The organism is Mesorhizobium sp. P2_A12, from assembly GCF_056405075.1.
The window spans coordinates 80,413-95,966 of the sequence record NZ_JBFUCU010000016.1; the positions used below are offsets into that span (position 1 = coordinate 80,413).

General features: G+C 60.0%; 15 protein-coding genes and 1 pseudogene. 13 read left to right on the plus strand and 3 right to left on the minus strand.

Going from position 1 to position 15,554, the window contains the following annotated elements:
- Window positions 1-81 precede the first annotated feature (81 nt).
- Entirely contained in the window at window positions 82-1,977 is a 1,896-nt protein-coding gene (locus AC1DZU_RS27570; RefSeq protein ID WP_477289813.1) for an ABC transporter ATP-binding protein, read from the minus strand.
- Between the two features lie 14 nt (window positions 1,978-1,991).
- Between AC1DZU_RS27570 and AC1DZU_RS27575 the strand changes: the two genes are divergently transcribed.
- From AC1DZU_RS27575 to AC1DZU_RS27635, 13 genes and pseudogenes are all read left to right on the plus strand, one after another.
- Window positions 1,992-2,162, plus strand: a complete 171-nt coding sequence (locus AC1DZU_RS27575; protein WP_477289787.1) for a hypothetical protein — start codon at window positions 1,992-1,994, stop codon at window positions 2,160-2,162.
- 494 nt (window positions 2,163-2,656) lie between these two features.
- Window positions 2,657-3,913: a cysteine desulfurase NifS gene (gene nifS, locus AC1DZU_RS27580; protein WP_477289788.1), complete on the plus strand. Its 1,257-nt coding sequence runs from the start codon at window positions 2,657-2,659 to the stop codon at window positions 3,911-3,913.
- Complete coding sequence (gene nifW / locus AC1DZU_RS27585; RefSeq protein ID WP_477289789.1) at window positions 3,894-4,277, plus strand: nitrogenase stabilizing/protective protein NifW; 384 nt, start codon at window positions 3,894-3,896, stop codon at window positions 4,275-4,277. Before nifS ends, nifW begins: the two co-directional genes overlap by 20 nt.
- Before the next feature lie 185 nt (window positions 4,278-4,462).
- Window positions 4,463-5,314 (plus strand): electron transfer flavoprotein subunit beta/FixA family protein, encoded by an 852-nt coding sequence (locus tag AC1DZU_RS27590; protein WP_477289790.1) that lies wholly within the window; start codon window positions 4,463-4,465, stop codon window positions 5,312-5,314.
- A 20-nt stretch (window positions 5,315-5,334) separates the two neighbouring features.
- Window positions 5,335-6,438, plus strand: a complete 1,104-nt coding sequence (locus AC1DZU_RS27595; protein WP_477289791.1) for an electron transfer flavoprotein subunit alpha/FixB family protein — start codon at window positions 5,335-5,337, stop codon at window positions 6,436-6,438.
- Window positions 6,439-6,449: 11 nt separating this feature from the next.
- On the plus strand, window positions 6,450-7,757 hold the full coding sequence (locus tag AC1DZU_RS27600; protein ID WP_477289792.1) for an FAD-dependent oxidoreductase: 1,308 nt from the start codon (window positions 6,450-6,452) through the stop codon (window positions 7,755-7,757).
- A 12-nt stretch (window positions 7,758-7,769) separates the two neighbouring features.
- A complete protein-coding gene (locus AC1DZU_RS27605; RefSeq protein WP_006333856.1) occupies window positions 7,770-8,069 on the plus strand; it encodes a ferredoxin family protein in 300 nt (99 codons plus the stop codon).
- Window positions 8,070-8,225: 156 nt separating this feature from the next.
- Window positions 8,226-9,986, plus strand: coding sequence for a nif-specific transcriptional activator NifA (gene nifA, locus AC1DZU_RS27610; RefSeq protein WP_477289793.1), 1,761 nt, complete (start codon window positions 8,226-8,228; stop codon window positions 9,984-9,986).
- Between the two features lie 250 nt (window positions 9,987-10,236).
- Window positions 10,237-11,718 carry a nitrogenase cofactor biosynthesis protein NifB gene (nifB, locus tag AC1DZU_RS27615; protein WP_477289794.1) on the plus strand — a complete coding sequence of 494 codons (1,482 nt, stop codon included), beginning with the start codon at window positions 10,237-10,239 and terminating at the stop codon, window positions 11,716-11,718.
- Window positions 11,719-11,750: 32 nt separating this feature from the next.
- Window positions 11,751-11,945, plus strand: a complete 195-nt coding sequence (locus AC1DZU_RS27620) for a 4Fe-4S binding protein (protein ID WP_010913566.1) — start codon at window positions 11,751-11,753, stop codon at window positions 11,943-11,945.
- 90 nt (window positions 11,946-12,035) lie between these two features.
- Window positions 12,036-12,362, plus strand: coding sequence for a nitrogen fixation protein NifZ (locus AC1DZU_RS27625; RefSeq protein ID WP_477289795.1), 327 nt, complete (start codon window positions 12,036-12,038; stop codon window positions 12,360-12,362).
- Window positions 12,359-12,571 carry a putative nitrogen fixation protein NifT gene (gene nifT / locus AC1DZU_RS27630; RefSeq protein ID WP_027033171.1) on the plus strand — a complete coding sequence of 71 codons (213 nt, stop codon included), beginning with the start codon at window positions 12,359-12,361 and terminating at the stop codon, window positions 12,569-12,571. Before AC1DZU_RS27625 ends, nifT begins: the two co-directional genes overlap by 4 nt.
- Window positions 12,572-12,612: 41 nt before the next feature.
- Window positions 12,613-13,519 (plus strand): annotated as a pseudogene (locus tag AC1DZU_RS27635) (SIR2 family NAD-dependent protein deacylase).
- Between the two features lie 235 nt (window positions 13,520-13,754).
- On the opposite strand, the gene AC1DZU_RS27640 reads toward AC1DZU_RS27635, so the two are convergent.
- Both AC1DZU_RS27640 and AC1DZU_RS27645 read right to left on the minus strand, forming a co-directional pair.
- Window positions 13,755-13,976, minus strand: a complete 222-nt coding sequence (locus tag AC1DZU_RS27640) for a hypothetical protein (protein WP_477289796.1) — start codon at window positions 13,974-13,976, stop codon at window positions 13,755-13,757.
- 597 nt (window positions 13,977-14,573) lie between these two features.
- A complete protein-coding gene (locus tag AC1DZU_RS27645) occupies window positions 14,574-15,542 on the minus strand; it encodes a GDP-L-fucose synthase family protein (RefSeq protein ID WP_136617701.1) in 969 nt (322 codons plus the stop codon).
- Window positions 15,543-15,554 lie beyond the last annotated feature (12 nt).

Sequence of the window (15,554 nt, forward strand, 5' to 3'; positions counted from 1 at the left end):
AGCCCGACGACAGGTTGCGGCCGCCTTTTCAGGAACGGCCCGACAGGATTGCTGGGGAGGCAAGCTGAATTCAAGCCGCGTTCAACCGTGTTGCACATTGGTCTCATCCCATCCCTTTGTCAGTTCCAAGGCCTGCCGCTCGAACAGGCGGCGGTACATGCCGTCGCGACGGATCAGCGCGGCATGGTCGCCCTGCTCGGTGATGCAACCACGGTCGAAGACAAGCAGCCGGTCGAGTGCCCGCACCGTCGAGAGCCGGTGCGCAATGACGAGCGTGGTGCGCCCGACCATGAGCCGCTCCATCGCCTTCTGGATCAGCACCTCCGATTCCGAATCGAGGCTCGATGTCGCCTCGTCCAGAATGAGGATCGGGGCATCGGCGAGGAAGGCGCGCGCAATCGCCACACGCTGGCGCTCGCCGCCTGAAAGCTTCACGCCGCGTTCGCCGACCAGCGTACCATAGCCGTTCGGCAGGCGCGCAATGAAGTCATGCGCGCTGGCGAGCCGCGCCGCCTGCTCAATGTCGGACCGAGAAGCACCCGGCCGCCCATAGGCTATGTTCTCGGCCAGCGAGCGGTGGAACAGGAGGGGCTCCTGCTGTACGATCGCGATCTGCGAGCGCAGCGAGCCCTGCGTCACCCGCGAAATGTCCTGCCCATCGATCAAGATTCGTCCAGCATCCAGGTCGTAAAGCCGCTGGATGAGCTTGACGAAGGTGGTCTTGCCGGAGCCAGAGGGGCCGACCAGACCGACCCGTGCGCCGGCCTCAATCGAAATCGACAAGTCGCTGTAAAAGGGCGACCAATGATTGCCGTAGTGGAAATGGACGCTCTCAAAATCGATGTGACCCTTCGTGATCCGGATCGGCTTGGCGCCCGGAACATCCGCCACGTCGGGCGGCTGGCTGTAGGTTTTGACCAGTTCCTCCATCTCATTTACAGAGCGCTGGATGTCGCGCACGTGCATGGAAACATCACGCAAGTAGCCATACAGGACGGTGAAAGACGCGAGCACCAAGGCGATGTCGCCTGGGGTAGCCTGGCCGCGCGACCACGAAAATAAAGCATAGCCGATCAAAGCCGCTCTCATCGCAAGAAGCATGATCCCCTGGAATGCAGCACTGACCGTCCCGCGCACCCAGGTCCGACGGGTGCGGTGCCGCCACTTGGAGATGACTTTCGCGAGGCGATAATCTTCCCGCGCCTCGGCGCCGAAGCCTTTGACAACCGCGTTACAGCTGATCGCGTCCGCAAGCGAGCCGCCAAGCCTCGTATCCCAGTTGTTGGCAAGGCTTGCCGCTGGCGCCACATAGCCGAGCGACAGGATAATGATCAGCGCCACATAGCCAACCGAGCCGCAGGCGATGATCAGCCCCATCATCGGCCAATACCAGCCGAGCAGAACGCTCGACCCGACGAGCATGATGAGCGACGGGAACAACGCGAAAAGGATCGTGTCGTTGAGGAGGCAGAGCGCCCACATGCCGCGCGTGATCTTGCGCACCGTCGAGCCGGCGAAGGTTTTCGCATGCCAATCGGTCGAAAAGCGCTGGACGCGATGGAACGCGTCGCTGGCGATGTCCGACATCATCTTCAGAATGAAGTCATTGTAGGCAACGAAGGCGATGTTGCGCAGGACGACGGCGCCGAGTGCGAGCGCAATCAACATTGAAAAGGCCGCAAGTGCTGCATCCCACACGACGGCGTCGGCTGTCGCTGCCTGGGCGACCGCGTCCACGAGCCGTCCGGAATAAAACGGAGTCAGGACGTCAAGGAGCGTGGCGACAAGCATCGCGATCATGATGATCGCGAGCCGGACCGGCTGCCTGCTCCAGTGGCGTGTGGTGAAGTTGAAAACGTCGCGAAAGGCGGCGCCGCGCAGATCGATGTGAAAACGATGCCTGGCTTTGTACGAGCGCAGCAGGCCGCTCGGTCTCAAGAAACCCGAAATGGAAGGTCTGCGTGAGGACGAAAACATCGCTCGGAATGCGGGTGGCTGATCTGGACCTGACATGCTCTTTCCTTCGTTCCATCGATCGCGATGTCACCCGCGAGATGAATATCGGCTGCGGGCACGCGCTGCCCTACGAGGAGAGAACCGCAAAAGCCGCGCCAAAGGCTCAGAAAGAAGCTCAGAAGAATTTTCTGCATATTCTACAATGACAAACGAGATCTCAGCAGGGCAAACGGGGGCGTAACAGTGCCGTGTCGCGCACTCGACAAACCCGACAGGACGCCTCGGTCGCGCGGGCATCCTTGGCGAACGGCCCGACAGGATTGCTCCTCACGCGAAGCGGAATTCACGCCGATTTAACGGCGTTCCGCGTTGAACAATTCCCTCCGATGTCGGACATGCTTCATAGCCGTGTTGGAGCCATCATGTTGTTTTGAAATGATCCCCTCCTTTGGCACGGTCCATGCGTAGCTGTTCGAGAACGCGTCCCGGCCTGAAGGAGAAACAGTCCATGATCCAGCACACCGAAACGCCCTGGCCTAAAGACGGCGCTTTCCCGAGCCGGCGCAAGGCTGGCGCATCAAGTCGAGGCGAGCGGCCGCGCCGGCTCCAAGAAGCGCGCGGCAACTCCTTCGGCTAGCCATCATCATGACAGACCGGAAGTGCGCTTTGCGTGATTGCGCTCAGGAGAAGGATCACATCCATGAGACCTGTTTATCTGGACAACAACGCAACGACACGGGTCGATCCTGAAGTCGTTCAAGCGATGCTGCCGTTTTTTACCGACCAATTCGGCAACCCTTCGTCGAGCCACGATTTTGGCACTTTCGCCGGGGCGGCGGTGAGAAAGACGCGCCTGCAGGTGCAAACGCTCATCGGGGCGGAGTTCGACGACGAGATTACCTTCAACTCGGGCGGGACGGAAAGCGACAACGCCGCGATCCTTTCTGCGCTCGAGGTGATGCCTGAGCGCACAGAGATCGTGACTTCCGCAGTCGAGCATTCGGCCGTGCTGACGCTTTGCGCCCACCTGGAGAAGACGCGCGCCATCAAGGTGCATAGGATCCCGGTGGATCGCCACGGCCGGCTCGACCTCGACACTTATAAGGCCGCCCTCACCCCGCGCGTGGCGATCGTCTCGATCATGTCGGCGAACAACGAGACCGGAACGATCTTCCCGGTGGTCGAGCTTGCTGAGTTGGCCAAGGAAGTCGGCGCCCTTTTTCATACCGACGCGGTGCAAGCGGTCGGCAAGCTTGCGATCGACTTGAAATCGACGGCAATCGATATGCTGTCTCTCTCTGGTCACAAATTACACGGACCGAAAGGGGTCGGCGCACTTTATGTAAAGCGCGGCGTGCGCTTCTGTCCGCTGATCAAGGGGGGAGGCCAGGAGGGCAACCGCCGCGCCGGCACGGAAAATACGCCAGGCATCGTCGGTCTCGGCGTGGCAGCCGATCTTGCCTTGAAATTCATGGACGACGCGAACATACGGGTAAAGGCGTTGCGCGACCGCCTGGAGAAGGAACTTCTCCAGCGCATCCCACACGCCTTCGTCGCCGGCGATTTGCTAAAGCGGTTGCCGAACACCGCAAACATCGCCTTTGGAGATATCGAAGGTGAGGGCATACTGCATTTCCTCAATCGCGAGGGCATTGCCTGCTCCTCCGGCTCTGCTTGCGCCTGCGGCTCGCTGGAGCCGAGCCACGTCTTGGTGGCGATGAATATCCCCAATAACGCGGCACACGGCGCAATCCGTTTCTCCTTTTCGCGCAACAACGGCGAGGAGGACGTCGACCGGGTGCTCGAGGTCATGCCCGGGATCGTTAAGAAGCTGCGTGAGCTTTCCCCATCTGCCAGCCAGGCGAGAGGACTTCAATCGACTCCAGGCCTGGGCGACAAGGCGAACCCGACAACCGTTTCCGGCCCAGGAGAATGCAATGCGCAGTTGTTTCGCTGAAAGCCGCGCCATCAATGTCACCGACATCCTCGCCCGGCTGAAGAGCCTGTCGGCTGCGGAGGAGTTCTTCGCAGTCCTTGGCATCTCTTATGATCCGAAGGTGCTCAATGTCTCACGGCTGCATATCCTGAAGCGCATGGGCCAATATCTCGCTGAAGAGGATTTCGCCGGTCTTCCCGACGGGGTGATCGCCGCGCGGGCGCGTGCGACGTTGGAACGCGCCTATGAGGATTTCGCGACATCCTCGCCACTCACCCACCGGGTCTTCAAGGTGCTCAAAGAGCACGATCCGGACAAACCGGCCACTCGGGACCACACCTTTGTCCCGTTCGAGTCGATCCTGAGGCGGTTCGGGACAGAATGAACGCGACACTAGGTGCGACGCGACAATGTCGAAAAGCCGACAAACCCGGTCATCACGACGGCACCTTCGGAAGAAAACAACCCCATCTCAAAGGGAACAGAGCAACGCAAAATGGTTGGCACGAATGATGCTGCGAAGGAGATGAACGCCAGGGCCGCTTGCGGATTGGAGCAGAGAAAGACGCAATGCACATTGTAATCTGTATCAAGCAGGTGCCGGACTCCGCGCAGATACGTGTCCACCCGGTAACGAACACGATTATGCGCCAGGGCGTGCCGACCATCATCAACCCTTACGACCTGTTCGCCCTCGAAGAGGCACTGAGATTGCGCGGCGCCCATGGCGGCGAGGTCACCGTGCTTACGATGGGTCCGCCGATGGCAGAAGATGCGCTGCGCAAGGCGCTCACCTATGGCGCCGACCGCGCGGTACTCTTGACCGACCGCTGTTTTGCCGGCTCTGACACGCTGGCGACCTCCTTCGCGCTTTCTCGGGCAATCGTGAGAATTGGCGAGACCTTCGGCGCGCCGGACATCGTCTTCGCCGGCAAGCAGACGATTGACGGCGATACCGCCCAGGTCGGGCCCGGCATCGCCAAGCGCCTCGGCCTCCTGCAGTTCACCTATGTGGCGAAGATCGACTCTATCGATCTCGATGCGCGCGAGATCACCGTCAAGCGCCGTTCGGAAGGCGGTACGCAGATGCTGAAAAGCAGGCTGCCTTGCCTCATCACAATGCTGGAAGGCACCAACGAAATCCGCAGGGGCTCGCTCGACGACGCCATGCGCGCCGCGCGCAGCCAGATCGTGAAATGGAGCGCGGCCGAAGCTGGCATTGAGGACCTCAACAAATGCGGCCTGCGCGGCTCGCCGACGGTCGTCAAGCGCGTTTTCGCCCCAACCACGAGGGCGGAAAAGGCGACGCGGATCGACATGACCGACAAGACGCAGCACGACCTCGCTGACGAACTGATCGGCGCAATCTTTACCCGCCAGCCAGCGCTGGAACACGAACTCGCCTTCGACGGCGGCCAGTGACGGGACGGCAAGGAGAGATGATGTCGAACGCGAACCGCGAAGCCCCTCCTTCCGCCGGCCGTGCCGGCATCAAGAGGGAATTGCCTGAGCACTTTAGGGACTATCGGCACGTCTGGGTTTTCATCGAACTGGAACGCGGCGAGGTCCATCCCGTGTCCTTCGAACTGCTTGGCGAAGGCCGCAAGCTAGCCGACAAGCTAGGCATCCAGCTTGCGGGGATCGTGCTCGGACCGCCAGCTGAGGCCACGCAGCATGCCGTTGCCGAGGCCTTCGCTTACGGCGCCGAGCTTGTCTACCTGGTCGAGGCACCGCTGCTTGCCGACTATCGCAACGAGCCTTTCACCAAGGCGATGACGGATCTGGTCAATACCCACAAACCGGAGATCCTGCTTCTTGGTGCCACCACGCTCGGCAGGGATCTCGCTGGCTCGGTAGCGACGACCTTGCTGACAGGGCTCACTGCCGACTGTACCGAACTCGATGTGGTCGACGGTTCGCTCGCCGCGACCCGTCCGACTTTCGGCGGTTCCTTGCTATGCACGATCTATACGCTCAACTACCGGCCGCAGATGGCCACCGTACGACCGAGGGTTATGGCCATGCCACCGCGGACGGATAAGCCGGTCGGGCGTGTCATCCGGCATAAGCTGTCAATGTCCGAGGAAGAGATCATCACTAAAGTCCTTGGCTTCAACCTCGATCGCCAATCGGCAAAGGCAAATCTCGCCTACGCCGACATCGTGGTTGCCGGAGGCCTCGGTCTCGGCTCAGCGGAGAATTTGCAGCTTGTGAAGAATCTAGCGCGGGCAATCGGCGCCGAATATGGCTGTTCGCGCCCGTTGGTCCAGAAGGGCTGGATGCCGGCCGATCGGCAGGTTGGCCAAACCGGCAAGACCATCCGGCCAAAGCTTTACATAGCGGCCGGGATTTCCGGCGCCATTCAGCATCGGGTTGGCGTGGAGGGGGCTGATTTGATCGTGGCAATCAACACCGACCCGAACGCCCCGATCTTCGACTTTGCCCACCTCGGCATCGTCACCGATGCAATCCGTTTCCTGCCGGCATTGACGGAAGCTTTCACCCGGCGGCTGTCGCCGCACAGCCACGACAAGCTTGCGAGCTAAGGGAGAGGGCCATGATCGAGGAAGAATTCGACGCCATCGTCGTCGGGGCCGGTATGTCCGGAAACGCGGCCGCCTACACCATGGCAAGCCAGGGCCTGACGGTGCTGCAGTTGGAGCGCGGCGAGTATCCGGGCTCCAAGAATGTCCAGGGCGCCATCATGTACGCCGACATGTTGGAGCAAATCATTCCGGATTTCCGGGATGATGCGCCTCTCGAGCGGCATCTGGTCGAGCAGCGATTCTGGGTGATGGACGACACCTCCCACACCGGGATGCAGTATCGATCGGACGATTTCAACGAGGCGAAGCCCAATCGCTACACGATCATCCGCGCCCAATTCGACAAGTGGTTTTCGCGCAAGGTGCGCCAGGCCGGCGCGACGGTGCTGTGCGAGACGACGGTGACCGAACTTGTCCGCAGTGCCAGCGGCAAGGTGATCGGCGTGCGCACCGACCGGGCTGGCGGGCCGATCTACGCGGACGTCGTCGTGCTCGCAGAAGGTGTCAACGGGCTGCTCGGTACACGGGCCGGCCTGCGCAAGATGCCGAAGCCAGAAAGCGTGGCCCTCGCTGTCAAGGAAATGCATTTCCTACCCGATGAGGTCATTGAGCAGCGGTTCGGCCTCCAGGGCGACGAAGGCTGCGTGATCGAAGCGGCGGGCACGATTTCCCGCAGCATGGCCGGACTGGCCTTCCTCTACACCAACAAGGAGTCGATCTCTCTCGGCATCGGCTGCCTCGTCTCCGATTTCGCCCAGACAATGGAGAGCCCTTACGTCCTCCTCGACAACTTCAAAAACCATCCTTCGATCCGGCCGCTGATCGCGGGCTCGGAAGTCAAGGAGTATTCCGCGCATCTCATTCCCGAAGGTGGCTACAAGGCAATTCCGCAACTCTTCGGCGACGGCTGGGTGGCGGTCGGTGATGCCGCCCAACTGAACAACGCTATCCACCGCGAGGGTTCGAACCTCGCCATGACTTCCGGCCGCATCGCGGGCGAGGCAATCATTGAGATCAAGGGCCGCAACCAGCCGATGATCAGGAGGAACCTCGCCCTCTACAAGACCATGCTGGACAAGTCCTTCGTAGTCAAAGACCTGATGAAATATAAGGACATGCCGGCCCTGATACACACCAATTCCCGCAATTTCTTCATGACTTACCCGCAGTTGATGTCGCAGGCCGCGCAGAACTTCATGCGGGTCGACGGCACCCCAAAAATCGAGAAGGAAAAGGCGACCACTGCTGCCTTCATCAGGGCGCGTTCGCGCTGGGGGCTGATCAGCGATGTGGTCCGCCTGGCACTCGCGTGGCGCTGAAGGAGAAACAGGATGACGATGGCCGTGACGAAGTTACGTGTCGAGGAGAAGCTTTATCAGAACCGCTATCTGGTCGATCCGGGCCGCCCGCATATCAAAGTGCGACCGCACGAGAGGCCGAGCGCGAACCTGCTCGCGCTGACACACATCTGCCCGGCTAAGTGCTATGAGTTGAACGACAAGGGACAGGTGGAGACCACTTCCGACGGCTGCATGGAATGCGGCACCTGTCGCGTGCTGTGCGAGGCCAGCGGTGAGATCGTGTGGAATTATCCGCGCGGCGGCTTCGGCGTTCTCTTCAAGTTCGGATGACTGGCGCAAAGAGCGGGAAACGAGAGGCGCGCAATGCGGTCAAGACCGCCAATATTGTTCACAATTGCCGAAAGGCTGAAAATACTATGTTTCTGGAACTCAAAATACAAAAAAGGGCCTGGGAGGAGCACCTTGGACAACCCTTGAGGTGTTTGCATGGCTCACATGCTTCCAGATCAGGTCGGTGAAATTGTATCTCGGAACACCCCGCCTGAACCTGCGGTCGGAGCGGCGCGCAATGCGGACAGCTTGCTCGGGGGAATCTACGAGATATCGAAGATTCTGACTGCCCCGACCCGGCTGGAGATTACGCTTGCCAATGTCGCGAATATCCTCTCCTCGTTTGTGCAAATGCGTCATGGCGCAATTGTCGTCCTGGACGCTGAAGGAGAGCCGCAGATTAGCGCAACTACCGCCGGCGCTGTGCCTCAGTCAGCCATCGGCAGTGTCATACCCCAGGCCGTAATAGACAAAATCGTCGCTACTGGAGTGCCGATCGTCATACAAGACACAAGCACGTCGGAGCTGTTTCAGGCTGATCCTCAATCGACCAGCGGCACGATCGCAACTGCGTTTATCGGTGTCCCGCTAAAGGCTGAGGAAAAGATCTTCGGGACGCTGTCGATCGACCGGGTCAGGAACGGTACCACCAGGTTCCGTTACGAGGAGGACTTACGTTTCCTGGCCATGGTCGCCAATCTGGTCGGCCGGACCATCCGCCTGCATCGCACTTTGAGCACGGCTGGTCAGCGACTTATCGAGAAGCAACCGAGACCAGAGCAATCGCTCGACGAGGACAGGACCCATCCGGCCCGACATCCGCATGTCAAGATCGACGGAATCATCGGAGAAAGTCCCGCACTCAAGCAAGTGCTGGAGATCGTCTCGGTCGTGGCCAGGACCAATTCCACCGTGCTTCTGCGAGGCGAAAGCGGTACCGGCAAGGAGTTCTTTGCACAGGCCATCCATAAGCTTTCGCATCGGAGGGAGAAATCCTTCGTCAAATTGAACTGCGCCGCATTGCCCGAAAGCGTCTTGGAATCGGAGCTCTTTGGCCACGAGAAGGGCGCCTTCACCGGGGCTATCCTGCAGCGCGCCGGCCGGTTCGAATTGGCGAATGGCGGAACCCTGCTGCTTGATGAAATCGGCGAGATTTCGCCTGCCTTTCAAGCCAAGCTGTTGCGCGTCTTGCAGGAAGGAGAACTGGAGCGAGTGGGCGGCACCAGGACCCTAAAAGTTGACGTGCGGCTCATATGCGCCACCAACAAGGACCTCGAGACGGCTGTCCGGAATGGAGAGTTCAGGGCCGACCTTTATTACCGCATCAATGTGGTGCCAATAGTCCTGCCTCCCCTGAGAGAACGACCGGGCGATATTCCACGCCTTGCGAACGCTCTCCTCGACCGATTCAACAAGGAGAACCATCGCGATCTTGGCTTCACGCCGTCGGCGCTTGACCTGATGTCGCAATGCTATTTCCCTGGCAACGTGCGTGAGTTGGAGAATTGTGTGAGACGGACGGCCACACTTGCGCGTTCAACGACAATAACTGCGTCGGATTTCGCCTGCAAGAACAGCCAGTGCCTGTCTTCGCTTCTGTGGAAAGGAGTCGGCCGTTCGCACGGCGCCTATGCCGTCGACGAGTTCGCGCGTGGCAATATGATGCCGGTTGGATCGCCGCTGCCTGCCATGCGAGTCGGCCCCTCACAGAATGAGGCATCGCCCGGCGAGACCTGCGACCCCCACCATCCCGTTTGCCCTGCAATGAACCCGCGTCTGACGGAACGCGACCGGCTGATTGATGCGATGGAGAAAGCCGGCTGGGTTCAGGCCAAGGCGGCTCGTGTTCTTGGTCTCACGCCGCGGCAGGTCGGCTATGCTTTGCGCCGGCATCGTATCGGAGTGAAGAAGTTCTAAACGTCCCTGATGACATCAAACGTGGGGGCGCGGTTGCTGCCCGCACCGGGCGTAACTGAGACAAGACGTCACTTTTCGCGTTGCTTTTGACCGTTGTCGGCGACCTGACAAAACCGTGTCGCAGGAAACGGACACAATTGGACACAAAAGGCCGACGTAAAAGCCAACATGACGGATAAGACCGCTTTTGGGGTTGGCATATCTCTTGCGCTCTGAAGTGCGATGTTCACACCACGCACGGAGCCGCTCCATGTCCGCACCGATGATTTCGCTACAGGGCCTTTCCGGCACGACAGTCTTCTCTCAGTCGCCGGCGAGAGCGAAACCCGGTGGCTGCGCATCTTCATCCTGCGGCTCCTCCGCGAAGCCGCACGAGATGGACCCGGCCGTCTGGGAGAAGATCAAGGATCATCCCTGCTTTTCAGAGGAAGCGCACCACTATTTCGCGCGCATGCATGTGGCGGTCGCCCCAGCCTGCAATATTCAATGCAACTACTGCAATCGCAAATATGACTGCGCCAACGAAAGCCGGCCTGGGGTCGTTTCGGAAAGGCTGACGCCCGACCAGGCGCTGCGCAAGGTGATCGGGGTTGCCAACGAAGTGCCGCAGCTTTCCGTGCTTGGCATCGCCGGACCGGGCGATGCCTGTTACGACTGGAAGAACACAAAGGCGACATTCCAACGGGTCGCCAAGGAAATCGCCGACATCAAGCTGTGCATCTCAACCAACGGGCTCGCGCTGCCAGACCGCGTCGCCGAGCTTGCTGAAATGAATGTCGATCACGTGACGATCACCATCAACATGGTCGACCCGCGGATCGGTGCCAAGATCTATCCGTGGATCTTCTATGACAACCGCCGTTATACCGGCGTTGAGGCAGCCACGATCCTGCACGAACGACAGATGTCGGGGCTGGAGATGCTGACGGCGCGCGGCATCCTCACCAAGATCAATTCGGTAATGATCCCCGGCGTAAACGATGAGCACCTGATCGAGGTGAATAAATGGGTCAAGGAGCGCGGCGCGTTCCTGCACAATGTCATGCCGCTGATTTCCGACCCGGCGCACGGTACGCATTACGGCCTGAGTGGGCAGCGCGGCCCCAAGGCAATGGAGCTGAAGGCCCTTCAGGATCGTCTCGAAGGCGGCGCCAAGTTGATGCGCCACTGCCGGCAGTGCCGGGCCGATGCTGTCGGCCTGCTCGGCGAGGATCGTGGCCAGGAATTCACGCTCGACCGGCTTCCCGACAAGGTCACGTACGACGCCAGCAAGCGCGAGACATATCGGGCAGTGGTCGCGCGCGAGCGGGGCGATCGCCTGGCGGCCAAGAGCGAGGCGCTCGGGATGGTCAAGACCGCAGGCTCCGGCAAATCGCTTCTGGTAGCGGTGGCGACCAAGGGTGGCGGCCGCATCAACGAGCATTTCGGCCATGCGAAGGAATTCCAGGTTTATGAGGCCTCTCCGAAAGGGATCAGTTTCGTCGGTCATCGCAAGGTCGAACAGTATTGCCTCGGCGGCCGGGCCGAGGACAAGAGCCTCGACGGCGTCATCTCTACGCTCGAAGGCGTAGACATCGTGCTGTGCGCGAGAATTGGAAATTGCCCCGAGGATCGTCTCAAGGAAGGTGGGATCCGAGCAACGGAGGCTTACGGGTATGACTACATCGAGACCGCGATCGGCGCGCTTTACGCCGCCGAGTTTGGGAGTGAGCCACTGGCTGCGACGGCCTGAGCCGCCTCATTCTAACCGAACCGGAGTTGAAAATGGCCTTTAAGATCATCGCTTCCCAATGCACCCAGTGCGGTGCCTGTGAGTTTGAATGCCCTTCGGGCGCGATTAAGTTCAAGGGCGAGACCTACGTGATCGATCCGAAAAAGTGCACCGAATGCGAGGGGACCTTCGAAACGCAGCAATGCGCCTCGGTATGTCCGGTGTCGAAGACTTGCGTCCCCGCCTGAGCTCCATTTCGGCTACCGACACGGTCGAGGCGCCTCCGCAGGACCATTGACCTCCTGTTGGAAAGCTGCAGCCGAGAGAAAGGAACGGCCATGAGCCTCGGACGCGAACAGGACATCGAAATCCGTACACCCCCGCGATTCATGCCGGGTGAGCGGGTCCGCGCCACACGCCACATAAAAAATGACGGCACCTATCCGGGCAAGGAGATCGGTGAAAATCTGGTGCGCAAAGGCGACGAGGGCTATGTGCGCGACATCGGCACCTTTCTCCAGCAGTTCTACATCTATGCGGTCGAATGGGTCGATCGCGGCACCGTCGTCGGCATGCGTGCGCGTGAACTCATGAGCCTTGAGACGGCCCGGACTCCTTCCAGTGCCGAAATCGGTGCTGGCTTTAGCAAAGGAACGGCCCGATGAGGGTGATGATCCGCAGGACCGGTGCTGGCTTGTCGGCATATATTCCCAAAAAGGATCTCGAAGAGCCGATCATCAAGGTCGACAACGAACACTTATGGGGCGGGGCTGTGACGCTGAAGAACGGCTGGCGGTTAGTTCTGCCCGACCTTCCGTGGGACACGCCTTTGCCGATTACCGTCGAGGCAAGGAAGATTTCCGGCGAGGACTGACCTTCGGGTTGACACAAAGAGAGCGGCAAAGGGATACGAGCATGAACACAATGACCTCGGGCCATCTCGTCGTCATTCGGGACAGTTTTGCCGAAAGGCAGCTTGACCTTTTGAAGAAAGCGCTCGCGGCCGATCAGGTCATTCCCTATCTCGGCCCGGGCTTGCTTGAGATCCGCTCCGCGGGACCGCCCGTACCGCATACCCCCGAAGCCGTTGCCGCAGCGCAAGCGCACGCCAGCCCCTTCGAAGATCCGCACCAACATGTGGTCGGTAGCGCAGTATATCGAACAGCGCCGGCACCGCCGGACGCTTCAAGTTTGGATGGCCGAAATATTCGCGGCCCCGGTGGTGCCGACCATCTTGCATGCCTGGCTTGCAACGCTGCCGCTCTCCGTGATCGTCGACAGCTGGTACGACGGTGCCATGCGCGCGGCTCTAATACAGACCCGGCGAACGGACGTCGTCGAAATACAGGGCGTAACACGGGCGCACGAGATCGGTGACATTTGGACGAAAGCCTACGATCTGTCCGGGATATTACTCGAATCCGCACCAGCGGCGAAGACGGTTCTCTACGCCCCTCACGGCGGTGCCAGGCCGGCCGCAAACTTCCTCGTCGCAGATTCCGACTACGTTGAAGTGCTGAGCGAAATCGACATCCAGACGCCGATCCCTGACCTGGTGAAGGAACGGCGAGCTAGCCGTGGTCTTTTCTTCATCGGCTGCCGCTTCAACGATCAGATGCTGCGCACCTATGCCCGGCAGATCATGAAGCGCTCCAATGGCCCACATTTTGCGGCAATCGATACAGCGACGCTGACCAAGAACGAGCGTCGTTTCCTTGCGGCAAGCGCAATCACGGTCATTGACATGCCGACGGGTCAGGCTGCAGCCCGTCTCGTCGGACTGGGCGAGACATTGCATGAAGCCAAACGGGGTATCGTTTGAGCCATTCTCAGACGCCTCAACATTGCCGAAAAGGTAAAACGGGCAATTGACTTCCGGGTTTTTCAACAACTCCGAGAGGCGCTCTGAAAAGCTACGACGGTTATTGCATTCGAGGCTGCAGCGGATATGGCATTCGATGCTGCGGATGAACACAGCCGCGACGGGCTCGAACCAGCCGAGCAGAGCATAGTCTGGCGCCAGGGTTGTCGCGGCGAGCGGTCGCAGCTGATCGGCTTCACTTGGCGGTAAAAGCTGTGGCACGGCGCGATGACCAGGGCCGGTTGGGGTCGAGGCCAATCGAGCTAAGGCCAAGCGTGCTCACCGCATAGGCGGTCACCTGCCACTGCCATCCCAGAGCGTCAGGATGATCGCGTTGCGCGGCAGCTTGGCGCGCCGCAGACGCGAGCGATTGGTTCAGGGCAGCCCGCTTCGCCATCAACGAGACCCGCTGCTGCATGAGTTGTAAACGCCCGCACCACGGCGCCGCGAATCCGCGCTTGTGGCGCCATGACCTTGAGGCGGAGTCCGGCGCTAACAACGCAGACTGAACCAATCCGATCAGCCCGGCCCATGCCGGAGAGCACGGCGACCAATGCCGCCAGCTCCACCACGCAGGGGGACACGATCCCGCCTGCGGCTAAGCGCGAGTTGAAAAGCAAACGTCGACGCCCGCCATTTCCGCATGCACCGCCTTGGATAAGGCCTGCCTCGAGGCATGATGCGGGCCTGGTTGGCTTTCCTGTCGATGCCAGCTTCGTAAGCAGCGGCTCCCGCGAGGTCGAGCAGTTCTAACTGGCGGCTTGAGTTGACGGCGCTCACGCACAGCCGTTCCAGGTGCGGCCCGTTATGCGGCCTTCCCCTTCCCATTTGGCTTGGGCAAGCTTTAGGGTGATCCTCTGCATCGCCGGTCGCAGAGAGGTCCGGTCTGCAACGTCAGCACAGGCCACTATTGCGGCCGCCTCGGGATGTATGCGTCCCTCTCATCTGTTTGGCCGGTCTGGGCGAGCTTGCACCCGGTCGGACATGCAGTCCAACCTGGATGCGCGCTTCCACATCAAGCCGCATGAAGGCGAAGAAAATCGTCATACGTCGCTTGCAACCCGGCACCAAGAGACGTTTTGGCTTTCCAGCCAAGGTTACGCAAGCGCGTTACGTCCAGTAGCTTGCGCGGAGTACCGTCTGGCTTCGTCGTGTCGAACACCAAATTGCCCTCCCAGCAGACCGCCGCCTTGACGAGTTCCGCCACCTCGCGAATTGTGACGTCCTCACCAACGCCAACATTAATCAGGGGCGCAGTGTCGGGGGCTGTCAAGGCGTCAAAATCCGAATCTGGCAGGCCAAGCAGGAACGCAATGGCATCGCCTACATCCGACGAATACATAAACTCTCGCCGAGGATTTCCGGATCCCCAGACCCCCACCGAGGAGTCGCCGTTCATTTTAGCTTGATGAAAGCGGCGTATCAGAGCAGGCAGAACGTGACAATTTTCGGGGTGATAATTATCGCCGGGACCATATAAATTGGTCGGCATCAACGCGAGATAGCGCGCCTTGTACTGCCGGTTGAAAGACCAGCACGATTCGACACCTGCGATTTTTGCCAAAGCGTAGGGACGATTCGTCGCTTCAAGCGGACCGGTGAGAAGGTATTCCTCCCGTATCGGCTGCGGACAGTCGCGTGGATAGATACACGAGGAGCCAAGAAAAATCATCCGTTCGACGCCGGAAGCGTAAGCGGCATCAAAAACACTGACTTGAATCGCGAGGTTGTTATGAAGGAAATCGACAGGGGAGCTAGCGTTCGCCAGTATACCACCAACCTTTGCGGCGCACATAACGACGTAATCTGGCCGCTGCGACATGAAGAACCTGCGCGTCTCGCTCCGGTCAAATAGATCCAGTTCGTCGTGAGTACGTGTTATTATCTCATAGGATCCTAACGCCTCGAGGGCTCTCATTGTGGCGGATCCAACAAGGCCGCGATGGCCTGCCACATAGACTTTCTTCATCTTTTTGTTTTCCATTGTTAACGCTCT

Excerpts from the sequence above, each read along its gene's own strand:
- AC1DZU_RS27645 (WP_136617701.1), bottom strand. The coding sequence starts at position 15,542 with ATGGAAAACAAAAAGATGAAGAAAGTCTATGTGGCAGGCCATCGCGGC.
- nifT (WP_027033171.1), top strand. The coding sequence starts at position 12,359 with ATGAGGGTGATGATCCGCAGGACCGGTGCTGGCTTGTCGGCATATATT.
- AC1DZU_RS27620 (WP_010913566.1), top strand. The coding sequence starts at position 11,751 with ATGGCCTTTAAGATCATCGCTTCCCAATGCACCCAGTGCGGTGCCTGT.
- nifB (WP_477289794.1), top strand. The coding sequence starts at position 10,237 with ATGTCCGCACCGATGATTTCGCTACAGGGCCTTTCCGGCACGACAGTC.
- nifA (WP_477289793.1), top strand. The coding sequence starts at position 8,226 with ATGGCTCACATGCTTCCAGATCAGGTCGGTGAAATTGTATCTCGGAAC.
- AC1DZU_RS27625 (WP_477289795.1), top strand. The coding sequence starts at position 12,036 with ATGAGCCTCGGACGCGAACAGGACATCGAAATCCGTACACCCCCGCGA.
- AC1DZU_RS27595 (WP_477289791.1), top strand. The coding sequence starts at position 5,335 with ATGTCGAACGCGAACCGCGAAGCCCCTCCTTCCGCCGGCCGTGCCGGC.
- AC1DZU_RS27570 (WP_477289813.1), bottom strand. The coding sequence starts at position 1,977 with ATGTTTTCGTCCTCACGCAGACCTTCCATTTCGGGTTTCTTGAGACCG.
- nifS (WP_477289788.1), top strand. The coding sequence starts at position 2,657 with ATGAGACCTGTTTATCTGGACAACAACGCAACGACACGGGTCGATCCT.
- AC1DZU_RS27600 (WP_477289792.1), top strand. The coding sequence starts at position 6,450 with ATGATCGAGGAAGAATTCGACGCCATCGTCGTCGGGGCCGGTATGTCC.
- nifW (WP_477289789.1), top strand. The coding sequence starts at position 3,894 with ATGCGCAGTTGTTTCGCTGAAAGCCGCGCCATCAATGTCACCGACATC.
- AC1DZU_RS27605 (WP_006333856.1), top strand. The coding sequence starts at position 7,770 with ATGACGATGGCCGTGACGAAGTTACGTGTCGAGGAGAAGCTTTATCAG.
- AC1DZU_RS27590 (WP_477289790.1), top strand. The coding sequence starts at position 4,463 with ATGCACATTGTAATCTGTATCAAGCAGGTGCCGGACTCCGCGCAGATA.
- AC1DZU_RS27640 (WP_477289796.1), bottom strand. The coding sequence starts at position 13,976 with ATGCAGCAGCGGGTCTCGTTGATGGCGAAGCGGGCTGCCCTGAACCAA.